Genomic DNA, 11,958 nt, shown 5'->3' with positions numbered 1-11,958 from the left:
ACGGGCCAACGGTGGCGCGGCATGAACTTTGCGGCGCCCTGGCCACTCTATCTAGTGTTTTGCTATTGTATTTTGCCGGCGCGTCATTCGTCCGATTCCCCTCAATATCCCTCGGCCGCGCCGGATATCGGCAAACCAAACAAGAACCGATCCTGTTACTCGTAGGAGAAATCATGAAAGCCAAGCTTATTTCCGTCTCGCTCGTCGCCCTGCTGGCCGCCGGCTGTGCCACCGAGCAGCAGAACCAGACCGCCATGGGCACCGGCGTTGGCGCGGCCGTGGGCGCTGGCATCGGCGCGCTGGTCGGCAACGGCAAGGGCGCTGCCATCGGCGGTGCACTGGGTGCGGCCACTGGCGCAGCCGTGGGCTATAACTGGGGCGCCATCAAGTCCAAGCTGGCCGGCGACACCGCTGGCACAGGCACGCAAATTTCGGAGCAGCCCGACGGCTCGCTCAAGCTGAACATTCCGAGCCAGGTCTCGTTCGACACCGACAGCGCAGTGATCAAGCCGTCGTTCCGCGGCCCGCTGGATAGCGTGGCACAAACGCTCACGCAGCATCCGGAGTTGGCCGCCAACGTGGTCGGCCACACAGATAGCACCGGCAACCCGAACTACAACATGACGCTGTCGCAAAAGCGCGCCCAAAGCGTGGCGAGCTACCTGACCGACCGTGGCGTCGCCCGCAACCGCCTTTCCGCCGAAGGCCGCGGCCAGAATCAGCCGGTTGCCGACAACGCCACCGAGGCCGGCCGCGCACAAAATCGCCGCGTCGAAATTTATTTGAAACCAATTCAGGGCTAACCCTGTCATAGAAAACAGGTACCGCTTGCTGCGCATTGCTGGCTCGCGATGCGTGGCTGACCTCCCGGGCGGTACCTGATTTCTCCTCCTTTTCCGTTGTGGAAAGCTGCGCCGGCTCTGACCGGCGCTTTTTTTTGGGGCCACGCGATGCGCGGCATCGTGACGCATGGGTTCGGGGCCGCCGTGCCCTGCATTCATCCGTAGCCGGCCCAACGCCGCCGGGCGCGCTAAAATATCCGTTTATCCGCGCGCCGCGCCCTCTTTGCGGCCCGCCCGCACATTTCTGGCCCGCCCATGTCCGAACGCCGCATTCTCGTCACTTCCGCCCTGCCCTATGCCAACGGGCCGATCCACATCGGTCACTTGGTCGAGTACATCCAGACCGATATCTGGGTGCGCTTTCAGCGCATGCGCGGGCACGAGACCTATTACGTGGGCGCCGACGATACGCACGGCACGCCCGTCATGCTGCGCGCCGAAAAGGAAGGATTGACCCCGCGCCAGTTGATCGAACGCGTCTGGACAGAGCACAAGCGTGATTTCGACAACTTCCTGGTCTCGTTCGACAACTACTACAGCACGGATTCCGACGAAAACAAGGCGTTGTCCGAGCGCATCTACTTGCAGCTCAAGGAAGCCGGCCTGATCGACGTGCGCGAGGTCGAGCAGTTCTTCGACCCGGTCAAGGAGATGTTCCTGCCGGACCGCTTCATCAAGGGCGAGTGCCCGAAGTGCGGCGCGAAAGACCAGTACGGCGATTCGTGCGAAGTCTGCGGTGCAACCTACCAGCCGACCGACCTGAAGAACCCGTACTCCGTGGTGTCAGGCGCGACGCCGGTGCGCAAGTCGTCGGAGCACTATTTCTTCAAGCTATCGGACCCGCGCTGCGAGACTTTCCTGCGCGAATGGGTGGCTGATCTGGCGCAGCCGGAAGCCACGAACAAGATGCGCGAATGGCTTGGCGACGAGGGCGAAGCCAAGCTCTCGGACTGGGATATCTCGCGCGATGCGCCGTACTTCGGCTTCGAAATTCCGGGGGCGCCGGGCAAGTATTTCTACGTGTGGCTGGACGCGCCGGTCGGCTACTACGCCAGCTTCAAGAACCTGTGCGCGAAGCTCGGCCTCGATTTCGAATCGTGGATCGCGGAACACTCGACCACCGAGCAGTACCACTTCATCGGCAAAGACATTCTGTATTTCCACACGCTCTTCTGGCCGGCGATGCTCAAGTTCTCGGGCCATCGCACCCCGACCAACGTGTTCGCGCACGGCTTCCTGACCGTGGACGGCGCCAAGATGAGCAAGTCGCGCGGCACCTTCATCACGGCGCAAAGCTACATCGACACGGGCCTGAACCCGGAATGGCTGCGCTACTACTTCGCCGCCAAGCTGAACGCGACGATGGAAGACCTGGACCTGAACCTGGATGACTTCATCGCCCGGGTGAACAGCGATCTGGTCGGCAAGTTCGTCAACATCGCGAGCCGCTCGGCGGGCTTCCTGGTCAAGCGCTTTGAAGGCCGCGTGAGCGATGCGGCGCTGGGCCATCCGCTGATGGTGCAACTGCGCGAGGCCGCTCCGCAGATTGCCGATCTGTATGAGAAGCGCGAGTACAGCAAGGCCCTGCGTGCCGTGATGGAACTGGCCGACGCCGTGAATGCCTTCGTCGATACTGAAAAACCGTGGGATCTCGCCAAGGACGAAGCCAACCGCGACAAACTGCACGCCGCATGTTCAATCGCGCTGGAAGCTTTCCGCCTGCTGGCCGTGTACCTCAAGCCGATTCTGCCGACCACGGTCGAGCGCATCGAAGCGTTCCTCAACGTGGAGCCGCTCTCCTGGCGCGCCATCGACACGCAACTGTCGTCGGCCAAGCCGATCCAGCCGTATTCACATCTGATGACGCGGGTGGATAAGAAGCAGGTGGATGCGCTGGTGGAGGCGAATCGTCAGTCGCTGCAAGCCACAGCCGACGCGCCGGTGGCCGCCGCCAACGGTGCTGCCACCATCGAGCCGATGGCTGAGACCATCACCATTGACGACTTCGCCAAGATCGACTTGCGCGTCGCAAAAATCGTGGCCTGCCAGCGCGTGGAAGGGTCGAACAAGCTGCTGCAACTCACCTTGGATGTGGGTGAAGGGAAGACGCGTAACGTGTTTTCGGGGATTCAATCGGCATATGCGCCGGAAGACCTCGTGGGCAAGCTGACCGTGATGGTTGCGAACCTTGCGCCGCGAAAGATGAAGTTTGGGATGTCGGAGGGGATGGTGTTGGCGGCTTCTGCTGCGGACGAGAAGGCTCAGCCTGGTCTTTACATCCTTGAGCCGCATTCTGGTGCTGTGCCTGGGATGCGCGTTCGCTGATTTGTTTGATGGGTTGGGGTTGGGCCTTGGTGGTGCGCTTGCACCCAACCCCGAGCGGCCTGTAGCCCTGTGACCATGAAGCTAAACTCGCTTCGCTCAGGCAGCCTCCACTCTTTTTCCTGCTTACAACAGAAATTCCAGGCGCCACATTGGCATTGGGCGGGAACGGCCGAACCGTTCGCGGCACCGCCCGTAGCGCCGAAGCACGTTCCGGTCGATCACGAAAGGGGCCCTACGTGGCCGAGCCGCGAGGCAAATTCACGCAGCGCGGGCGCCAGTTCGTCACGAATACGCTCCGCATCAGCGGCTGTGTATGGCGCGCTGCAACTCACCACATACGGCTCGCGCTGGCTCGGTGCGAAGAACGCGACTGCACACGCGTGAATGGCCGGATGCCAGTCGCGTAGCGATACTGCGTACCCCTCGCGCACGCCGGCCTTGACTGCGTCGTCTGCCGCCGCGCCCTCCGCCGCCCACTGAGCGGGCTGCTGCGTGCGCAGCGCCTCGTACAAGCGCTCACGCCGCGCCGCCGGCAGCGAAGCCAGATACGCCCGCCCCATCGAGCTCGACAGCAGCGACAGCCGCGACCCCACGCCCAACCCCGACGATCCGCTCATCGACGGGCTGTCGTGGCGGATCGTTTCCAGATAGACCATGTCCAGCCGATCACGCTTGCCCAGCGAGATCGACACGCCAAAGCGCTGCGCAAACGCGCTCATGTGCGGCCGCGCGAGTTGGATCACATCGCTCGATGCCAGGTAAGCGAAGCCCAGCGCCAGCACGCCCGCATCGAGCCCATATTTGCCGAGCGCTTCGTCGTAACGCAGATACCCCAGCGAGACGAGCGTGCCCGCCAATCGGCTGACCGTTGCTTTGGGAAAGCCCGTGCGGCGCACAAATTCCTGGTTACCAAGCAACGTATCGCCGGGCCGAAAGGCGCGCAGCAATTCCAGCCCGCGTGCGAGTGCCGTGACGAAGTTCGGGTCACTGGACTCCGCGGGCGAAGTATCGAATTCGGGATCGGGGAGACGTGTTGTGCTCATGACAAAAAACGGCTGGAAATTGTCGGTGGTTGCGCTATGATAGCTTCAAATTTCGAAACTGTGTTCCGTATATCGGAACAACAAAGACTCGGAGACTACTGCTGTGACCGCTCGCAACGCCGCTCCTAACGCCTTTAGCTGGGCTGATCCCCTCCTGCTCGACCAACAACTGACCGACGACGAGCGCATGGTGCGCGACGCCGCCGCGTCGTACTGTCAGGACAAGCTGATGCCGCGCGTGCTGGAGTCGTTCCGGCACGAGAAGACCGATACATCGATCTTTCGCGAGATGGGTGAACTCGGCCTGCTGGGCCCGACCATTCCCGAACAGTACGGTGGCCCGGGCCTGAACTACGTCAGCTACGGTCTGATCGCGCGTGAGGTGGAGCGTGTGGATTCGGGCTATCGCTCGATGATGAGCGTGCAGTCGTCGCTGGTGATGGTGCCGATCTACGAATTCGGCAGCGAAGCGCAGAAGCAGAAGTACCTGCCCAAGCTGGCCACCGGCGAGTGGATCGGCTGCTTTGGTCTGACCGAGCCGAACCACGGCTCCGACCCGGCCTCGATGATCACGCGCGCCAAGAAGGTTGACGGCGGCTACTCGCTGTCGGGCGCCAAGATGTGGATCACCAACTCGCCCATCGCCGATGTGTTTGTGGTGTGGGCCAAGCTCCCCAACGACAACGGCGAAGATGAGATTCGCGGCTTCATTCTGGAGAAGGGTTGGAAGGGCCTGACGGCACCGGCGATTCACGGCAAGGTGGGTCTGCGCACCTCTATCACGGGCGAAATCGTGCTGGACGAAGTGTTCGTGCCGGAAGAGAACCTGATGCCCGGCGTGCGCGGCCTGAAAGGCCCGTTCACGTGCCTGAACTCGGCGCGTTACGGCATCGCATGGGGCGCGCTGGGCGCGGCAGAAGCCTGCTGGCACATCGCACGCCAGTACGTGCTGGACCGCAAGCAATTCGGTCGCCCGCTCGCCGCCAACCAGCTCATTCAGAAGAAGCTGGCCGACATGCAGACTGAAATCACGCTGGGCCTGCAGGGCTGCCTGCGTTTGGGCCGCATGAAGGACGAAGGCACCGCCGCCGTGGAGATCACCTCGATCATGAAGCGCAACTCGTGCGGCAAGTCGCTCGATATCGCTCGCATGGCGCGCGACATGCTTGGCGGCAATGGCATCTCCGATGAGTTCGGCGTGATCCGCCACGTGGTGAACCTGGAAGTGGTGAACACCTATGAGGGCACGCACGATGTTCACGCGCTGATTCTCGGCCGCGCACAAACCGGGATTCAGGCTTTCTTCTGAGTGCGCTTTGTTTTTTCGGCGGTTTGGTGCACACTCGTGCGCCTGCCGCCGCATCTCTCGCCCGTCCTGGGCACTGTTGTTCTCCTCCCCTGGCGATATACAAATTTGCAAATGACCGGGATACGCCACGCCGCATGAATCGGGCGCAGGCGCGCGTCTATGCTTTGGTCCAAGTGCCGGCGGATTGTTCAGCCGCACACCCTCACACCGATAGAACGAGCGCGCAGTCCACACGCAGATTGCAGCGCCACGCGACAAAACCAATCGCGAGACAACGGTCTGGAGAATGCCAGCGCGCGTACGCGGGCACCCGCACCGATATCAAAACCAGAACAGGGCACCTTACGCGGACGACCGAGTTCGGCCGGCGCGGAGTCCTGCCAGGAGACAAACCCACCATGGCTGAACAGTCCATTCCGTCGTCGACGGAACTTGGCACCGCTGGCATCGCCGATGCGCGCGCCATTGATCGCTATTTCCAGATTTCTGCACGCGGCAGCACGCAAAAGCGCGAGGTCGTGGCTGGCATCACCACGTTCATGGCAATGGTGTATGCCGTGTTTGTCGTGCCCGGCATGCTGGGCAAGGCCGGCTTTGACACCAGCGCAGTCTTCGTTGCCGTGTGTCTGACCACGGCCTTCGGCTCGCTGCTGATGGGCCTGTGGGCACAGCTTCCGATCGCCATTGGCTGCGCGATTTCGCTTACTGCGTTCATGGCCTTCGGCCTGGTGCTGGGGCAAAAGCTGTCGCCGGAAGTTGCACTCGGCGCCGTCTTTCTGATGGGCGTGGTCTTCACCGCCATCTCGGCCACGGGTGTGCGCTCTTGGATCCTGCGCAATCTGCCCTCGGGCGTGGCGCACGGCACGGGCATCGGTATCGGCCTGTTCCTGCTGCTGATCGCATCCAACGACGTCGGGCTGGTGGTCAAGAACGCCGGCGCGGGCCTGCCCGTTGCGCTGGGTCACGTCACTGCCTTCCCTGTGATGATGTCGGTGCTGGGTCTGGCTGCCATCTTCGGCATGGAGCGTCGTCGCGTGCCGGGCGGCATCCTGATCGTGATCATCGCCATCTCGATCCTGGGCCTGATCTTTGACCCGGCCGTGAAGTTCACAGGCGTGTTCGCCCTACCCTCGCTGGCCTCTGCCGGCCATGCATCGCTGATCGGCGCGATGGACATTCGCGGCGCACTGTCCGCCGCCGTGCTGCCGAGCGTGCTGGCACTGGTGATGACCGCCGTGTTCGATGCGACCGGCACGATCCGCGCCGTCGCCGGTCAGGCCGGCCTGCTCAACGACAAGGGCCACATCATCAACGGTGGCCGCGCTCTGACGGCCGATTCGATCAGCTCGATCTTCTCGGCATGCTTTGGCGGCGCACCTGCTGCGGCTTACATCGAGTCGACGGTTGGCGTGGCCGCCGGCGGCAAAACCGGCCTGACGGCTGTGGTGGTCGGCGTGATGTTTCTGGCGGTGATGTTCTTCTCGCCGCTGGCTGGCCTGGTGCCGTCATACGCAACGGCCCCCGCGCTGATGTACGTCGGCCTGCTGATGCTCTCCAGCGTGAGCAAGCTGCACATGGACGACATGGTCGATGCACTGTCTGGCCTGGTCTGCGCCGTGTTTATCGTGCTGACCTGCAACATCGTCACCGGCATCATGCTCGGCTTCAGCACACTGGTGATCGGCCGCCTGGTGGCCGGCGAATGGCGCAAGCTGAACATCGGTACCGTGGCGATTGCCGGGGCGCTGGTGGCCTTCTACGCGGGCGGCTGGGCGATCTGATCGCACACTGAACCGTCTGCGTAAAAGACAAACCGGCCAGACCCGCAAGGGCTGGCCGGTTTTGTTTTGGCGCCACGCTATCGTTTGCACGAACGCAAAAAACGCCCGGCGCACGGCCGGGCGGTAATCACACTACCAAGGAGACGATTACTTGTTGGGCTGCGGCGTCATGCGCAAGTATGGGCGCAACGCCTTGTAGCCCTTCGGAAACTTCTGCTTGAGGACCTCTTCATCTTTGAGCGACGGCACAATGACAACGTCATCGCCGTCCTGCCAGTTACCCGGCGTGGCCACGCTGTGATAATCGGTCAACTGCAGCGAATCAATCACGCGCAGCACTTCATTGAAATTGCGCCCGGTCGAAGCCGGGTAAGTAATAGTCAGGCGGACCTTCTTGTTCGGATCGATCACGAACAGCGAACGCACGGTGAACGTCTCGCTCGCATTCGGATGAATCATGTCGTACAACTGCGAGACCTTGCGATCCGGATCGGCAATGATCGGAAAGTTGACGCTGGTGTTCTGCGTCTCGTTGATATCGTTGATCCAGCCTTTGTGCGACTCGACAGAATCGACCGACAATGCGATCGCTTTGACATTGCGCTTGGCAAATTCTTCCTTGAGCTTGGCGGTCAGGCCCAGTTCGGTGGTGCAGACCGGCGTGTAATCGGCCGGGTGCGAAAAAAGTACACCCCAGCTATTGCCCAGCCACTCATGAAACTTGATGCGGCCTTCGCTTGAGTCCTGCTCGAAATCAGGGGCGGTATCGCCCAAACGTAGAGACATCGTGTCCTCCATACACAGATTGGGAACCACTATAGTCAGATTGCCATCCAACCAAAACGACTATAAATTCACAACAACATCACTTTTCGTCATTAGGCGCGGCATTTGCTGACGACATGGTGGAAGGCATGCGCACATTGCCGGACAATGGCCGAGGCCTTTGATCCATCGCAGCATGCGCGACGCGAGCGCTTGAAGTTTCGCGGCGCCCACACATATGCTAGCGAATAAGTGCGTCGACATATTGACGATTGAACCACCCCTGATACCAAGGACCCGACCATGACGAACACTTCCCCCAACCTGGCCGATTCCGTCAATAAGGAGAAACTGATGACCGACGTGAAGACTGTACTGTCCGACGCTGAAACCCTGCTCAAACAAGCTGCGTCCAGCAGCGGCGAAAAAGCCGCTGAACTGCGTGAGCGCGGCATGGGCATGCTCCGCCAAGCCAAGGAAAAGGCGCAGGACCTGCAAGACGCGGTCGTCCACAAGAGCAAGGCAGCCGCACGCGCCACCGATGACTACGTCCACGATCATCCGTGGCAAGCCGTGGGCGTGGCAGCCGGCGTGGGCCTGCTGATCGGCCTGCTGCTCAACCGCAAGTAATCCGCAGCACCCTTTCTGGCCGATGGCGCGCGCCCTGTGGATCGCGCCATCGGCCAGTTGCATTTTGGCGGTTCCATTCCGGGCATGGCGCGTGCTGCGTTGGCAGTGACGCCATTCGCCCCGCACCCTCTGCACACCTCATGACCGACGACACCAGCCCAAAGCTGTTCGCTTCCTTGAAGAAACTGGCCGGCACGGTCGTCTCGATGCTGCAGACGCGGCTCGAGCTGGCGAGCGTCGAACTGGCTGAAGAAAAAGAACGACTGCTCGGCACCGCCTTTCTGGGCATGCTGGCCGTGAGCCTGATTGCCCTGTCCATCATGACCTTGACGGCGCTGGTGGTCATCCTGTGCTGGGATACCTATCGCTGGCAGTCCCTGGCCGTGATGGCCGCGCTGTATGCCTTGGGCGCGGTCGCGTGCCTATGGAAGGTGCGTTCGCTGCTGCGCAACGCACCTCCGCTGTTCGAGGCCACGTTGGCCGAACTCGACAAAGACCGTGAGATCCTGCGCCGATGACTGATCCGACCCAACACGCACCGTCGCCCGGCACCTCCATGAACGAGCCCGCATCGAGTGCACGACATCATGTGCGGCCATCGCGCCGTGGCGCCGACACCCGCCTACCCCTGAGCGTGCGCAAGGAACTGCTGCTCACGCGCGCCGCACTGGAGCGCTACGACTACGCACAGGCCCGCAACGACGTGCATCGCGCCACACGCCGCACCTTCAGCCTGGGCGGCTTCGGTGCGCTGCTCCCCAGTCTGATACGTCCGCTGGCACGGCCGAACAGCCTGATGCGAACACTCGGTATTGCGCGTGAGTACCCGCTGGTGGGGACCGCGCTGTCATTGGCGTATGCGGGATTGCGTCGCACGTTCATCGGCCGTATTACGCGAAAGCTCGGCAAAGTTGGCCTCGTGGCCGGTGCGGCCTGGTGGGGCTATCAAAAATGGCAAGAGGCGCAAGGCAAGCCCGCTGGCGTGGCAACACCCGCAGTTGACGCCAACGCGAACGAGATCATCCCCGGCAGCACCTCTTGAGGCGTGCGTGCCCAACAAAAAGGCCGGAGCAACCCGGCCTTTCTCGTTTGTGGCGGCGCAATGTCAGTGCAGTGCAATTGGATGACGCACGCGTTCCCAGCGTCGGGCCATGTTCTGGCGCAAGGCAGCGAGCCCGTGCGGTTGATTAGCTGGGCCCACCTCGGCTTGGACGGGTTGCGCTGTTACATCAGCGTCGGGCACGATGCGCCGCCGGCCATGCCACATCAGCGCGCCGCTGGCCGTCCAGCCGATCACGAACAGCGTATCGCCAACGTGCCTGATGGAGTCTGGCGACGTGCCCGCATGGAAGATGGCGCCGAGCATATCGGGAGGCAACTCCGCGCACATCCACAGAAAAATCGCCGGCGCCGATGCAAACACTCCCGGCTGCCACCATGGGTGAGCAACTTGCATTTTGTTTGTCTCCATGGCGCCCTCCATTTCTTCTTCTGGTGACGTTTCGATCCTATGCCTGGCGTGCGCAAATGGCGACCCGCCCGCCGCTGAATGCCATGTCGGATTCGTCCGACATCAGCCACGAGCCAAGGCATTCGGCCTGATACGTTCGGCCTAGGGGCGGCCCCGGATGGCACGCGGATCGCGCCACCATGCGGTGCCAAAACAGCACACGCTGACGCGCCTCTGCGATTCCGGCGGAGGACCGCCTCACCCGCTCATATGCATAATGCATAAAAGCGGCTCATTGATGCCGTATCGTACGCAACACACTCGCCCCACCATGCTGGTCGCCACCCACCTCCAACGCCGCGACGCACGCTCCGGTGTCACGCTGCTGCAACCTGCCACACTCGTCGTGCAAGCGGGAGACCAGATTGCGCTTACCGGGCCGTCGGGTTCGGGCAAGAGCGTGCTGCTGCGCGCGCTGGCGCTGCTCGACCCGCTCGACGGCGGTCAGGTGACATGGCATGGCCAAGCGATCGGCTCGCGCGCGATTCCCGCCTATCGCTGTCACGTTGCTTACGTGCGCCAGCGCCCGGCGCTGCTGCCTGGCACGGTGGAAGACAACCTGCACGTGCCCTACCAACTGCACGTACGGCGGCACAGCACCGGATTTGACCGAGACGCCGCCATCGCCCTGCTCGCAGGTTCCGAGCGCGATGCGCGCTTTCTGGAGAAGAACGCGGGGGATCTCTCCGGCGGTGAAGCGCAGATTGCAGCGCTGGTCCGTACCCTCCAAACGGAGCCCACCGTCCTGCTGCTCGACGAACCCACGGCCGCGCTCGACCCTGCCTCCGCACGCGTGGTCGAAGCGCTCTTGCAACTTTGGTTTGCACAGGCGCCTGAGCGGCGCGCTTGGGTGTGGGTGACACACGATCCGGCACAAGCCGAACGTATCGGCCGGCGACATTGGCGCGTCGAGGGCGGCTGGCTGAACACGGAGCCCGCGCGATGAACGGCCAAGACCTCACCCTCTCCGCCTGGCAGGTCGGCATTGCCGCGGCGCTGATCCTCGTAAACGGGGCGCTGTCCATCGGGCTCGGGCTTGGGCTGGAGCGACGCCTGGCGTGGGCGGCCGTGCGCACCGTCGTACAGTTGCTGGCGGTCGGCTTCGTGCTCGAATGGGTATTCGCTCACGCGCATTGGGCAACCGTACTGGGCATCGTGGCCGTCATGACGCTGATCGCAGGACACGCCACCGGCAGCCGTGGTGCGCGCGGTTATGCGGGCTTGCGGCTGGACGGTACGTTGTCGGTGTTCGGCAGCACGTGGCTGATCGGCGCGATCGGGCTGGTGGTCGTGCTGCATGCGCGGCCGTGGTACGCGCCGCAATACGCAATTCCGATCATGGGGATGATTCTCGGCAACACGCTCACTGGCGTGGGCTTGGCGCTGGAGCGCATGACCGGCGAACTGATCGCCTCGCGCGATCAGGTCGAGACGATTCTTGCACTCGGCGGGACGCGCTGGGAGGCGGCGCGCAACGCAGCACGCGCCGCCGTGCGTGCCGGCATGACGCCGATCATCAATCAGATGACTGTGGTGGGCGTAGTGAGCCTGCCCGGCATGATGACGGGCCAGGTGCTGGCGGGGCAATCACCGCTGCAAGCCGTGCGCTACCAGATCGTCATCATGTTCCTGCTGGCGGCAGCGTCAGGGTTAGGAACGGTGGCAGCGGTGCTGCTGGCCTATCGCCGGCTGTTCAGCCGAGATCACCAGTTGATGACCGCGCGCATTACGCAACGTGGCGGGGCGAAATAGC

At 62.7% G+C, this 11,958-nt stretch carries 12 protein-coding genes; 9 read left to right on the top strand and 3 right to left on the bottom strand.

Features of this window, described 5'->3' with window-relative positions; genetic code table 11:
* The first annotated feature begins 173 nt into the window (after positions 1-173).
* On the top strand, positions 174-803 hold the full coding sequence (locus tag PSUB009319_RS09085) for an OmpA family protein (protein WP_024975042.1): 630 nt from the start codon (positions 174-176) through the stop codon (positions 801-803).
* A gap of 294 nt (positions 804-1,097) precedes the next feature.
* A complete protein-coding gene (metG, locus tag PSUB009319_RS09080) occupies positions 1,098-3,167 on the top strand; it encodes a methionine--tRNA ligase (RefSeq protein ID WP_124381892.1) in 2,070 nt (689 codons plus the stop codon).
* Positions 3,168-3,385: 218 nt separating this feature from the next.
* Here the strand turns inward: metG and PSUB009319_RS09075 are convergent, their stop codons facing one another.
* Positions 3,386-4,210: an IclR family transcriptional regulator gene (locus PSUB009319_RS09075; RefSeq protein ID WP_124381891.1), complete on the bottom strand. Its 825-nt coding sequence runs from the start codon at positions 4,208-4,210 to the stop codon at positions 3,386-3,388.
* 103 nt (positions 4,211-4,313) lie between these two features.
* Here PSUB009319_RS09075 and PSUB009319_RS09070 point away from each other — a divergent pair, with 103 nt between their 5' ends.
* Both PSUB009319_RS09070 and PSUB009319_RS09065 read left to right on the top strand, forming a co-directional pair.
* Positions 4,314-5,519 (top strand): acyl-CoA dehydrogenase, encoded by a 1,206-nt coding sequence (locus tag PSUB009319_RS09070; protein ID WP_124381890.1) that lies wholly within the window; start codon positions 4,314-4,316, stop codon positions 5,517-5,519.
* Positions 5,520-5,917: 398 nt separating this feature from the next.
* Positions 5,918-7,300, top strand: coding sequence for an NCS2 family permease (locus PSUB009319_RS09065; protein ID WP_124381889.1), 1,383 nt, complete (start codon positions 5,918-5,920; stop codon positions 7,298-7,300).
* Positions 7,301-7,447: 147 nt separating this feature from the next.
* Here the strand turns inward: PSUB009319_RS09065 and PSUB009319_RS09060 are convergent, their stop codons facing one another.
* Complete coding sequence (locus PSUB009319_RS09060; protein ID WP_124381888.1) at positions 7,448-8,086, bottom strand: peroxiredoxin; 639 nt, start codon at positions 8,084-8,086, stop codon at positions 7,448-7,450.
* A 282-nt stretch (positions 8,087-8,368) separates the two neighbouring features.
* Here PSUB009319_RS09060 and PSUB009319_RS09055 point away from each other — a divergent pair, with 282 nt between their 5' ends.
* The 3 genes from PSUB009319_RS09055 (at position 8,369) to PSUB009319_RS09045 (ending at position 9,737) form a co-directional block, all read left to right on the top strand.
* Positions 8,369-8,695, top strand: a complete 327-nt coding sequence (locus PSUB009319_RS09055) for a YqjD family protein (protein ID WP_009238780.1) — start codon at positions 8,369-8,371, stop codon at positions 8,693-8,695.
* Positions 8,696-8,835: 140 nt separating this feature from the next.
* Positions 8,836-9,213 carry a phage holin family protein gene (locus tag PSUB009319_RS09050; RefSeq protein ID WP_065857134.1) on the top strand — a complete coding sequence of 126 codons (378 nt, stop codon included), beginning with the start codon at positions 8,836-8,838 and terminating at the stop codon, positions 9,211-9,213.
* Entirely contained in the window at positions 9,210-9,737 is a 528-nt protein-coding gene (locus tag PSUB009319_RS09045) for a DUF3318 domain-containing protein (protein ID WP_124381887.1), read from the top strand. Before PSUB009319_RS09050 ends, PSUB009319_RS09045 begins: the two co-directional genes overlap by 4 nt.
* Before the next feature lie 63 nt (positions 9,738-9,800).
* Here PSUB009319_RS09045 and PSUB009319_RS09040 read toward each other — a convergent pair whose 3' ends face one another.
* Positions 9,801-10,166 carry a hypothetical protein gene (locus PSUB009319_RS09040; RefSeq protein ID WP_124381886.1) on the bottom strand — a complete coding sequence of 122 codons (366 nt, stop codon included), beginning with the start codon at positions 10,164-10,166 and terminating at the stop codon, positions 9,801-9,803.
* A gap of 310 nt (positions 10,167-10,476) precedes the next feature.
* Here PSUB009319_RS09040 and PSUB009319_RS09035 point away from each other — a divergent pair, with 310 nt between their 5' ends.
* Complete coding sequence (locus PSUB009319_RS09035; RefSeq protein ID WP_124381948.1) at positions 10,477-11,151, top strand: ATP-binding cassette domain-containing protein; 675 nt, start codon at positions 10,477-10,479, stop codon at positions 11,149-11,151.
* The gene (gene fetB / locus PSUB009319_RS09030) at positions 11,148-11,957 is read left to right on the top strand and encodes an iron export ABC transporter permease subunit FetB (protein ID WP_124381885.1); all 810 of its coding nucleotides are present in this window, start codon (positions 11,148-11,150) and stop codon (positions 11,955-11,957) included. The genes PSUB009319_RS09035 and fetB overlap by 4 nt, the downstream gene beginning before the upstream one ends.
* Position 11,958: the final 1 nt, after the last annotated feature.

Origin of the sequence: Ralstonia sp. SET104 (genome assembly GCF_003851545.1) — a bacterium.
Taxonomy (GTDB): Bacteria; Pseudomonadota; Gammaproteobacteria; order Burkholderiales; family Burkholderiaceae; genus Ralstonia.
This window is presented reverse-complemented; position numbering and strand designations above follow the sequence as displayed.

Excerpts from the sequence above, each read along its gene's own strand:
- PSUB009319_RS09045 (WP_124381887.1), top strand. The coding sequence starts at position 9,210 with ATGACTGATCCGACCCAACACGCACCGTCGCCCGGCACCTCCATGAAC.
- PSUB009319_RS09060 (WP_124381888.1), bottom strand. The coding sequence starts at position 8,086 with ATGTCTCTACGTTTGGGCGATACCGCCCCTGATTTCGAGCAGGACTCA.
- PSUB009319_RS09075 (WP_124381891.1), bottom strand. The coding sequence starts at position 4,210 with ATGAGCACAACACGTCTCCCCGATCCCGAATTCGATACTTCGCCCGCG.
- PSUB009319_RS09050 (WP_065857134.1), top strand. The coding sequence starts at position 8,836 with ATGACCGACGACACCAGCCCAAAGCTGTTCGCTTCCTTGAAGAAACTG.
- PSUB009319_RS09040 (WP_124381886.1), bottom strand. The coding sequence starts at position 10,166 with ATGGAGACAAACAAAATGCAAGTTGCTCACCCATGGTGGCAGCCGGGA.
- PSUB009319_RS09085 (WP_024975042.1), top strand. The coding sequence starts at position 174 with ATGAAAGCCAAGCTTATTTCCGTCTCGCTCGTCGCCCTGCTGGCCGCC.
- metG (WP_124381892.1), top strand. The coding sequence starts at position 1,098 with ATGTCCGAACGCCGCATTCTCGTCACTTCCGCCCTGCCCTATGCCAAC.
- PSUB009319_RS09035 (WP_124381948.1), top strand. The coding sequence starts at position 10,477 with ATGCTGGTCGCCACCCACCTCCAACGCCGCGACGCACGCTCCGGTGTC.
- PSUB009319_RS09055 (WP_009238780.1), top strand. The coding sequence starts at position 8,369 with ATGACGAACACTTCCCCCAACCTGGCCGATTCCGTCAATAAGGAGAAA.
- PSUB009319_RS09065 (WP_124381889.1), top strand. The coding sequence starts at position 5,918 with ATGGCTGAACAGTCCATTCCGTCGTCGACGGAACTTGGCACCGCTGGC.
- fetB (WP_124381885.1), top strand. The coding sequence starts at position 11,148 with ATGAACGGCCAAGACCTCACCCTCTCCGCCTGGCAGGTCGGCATTGCC.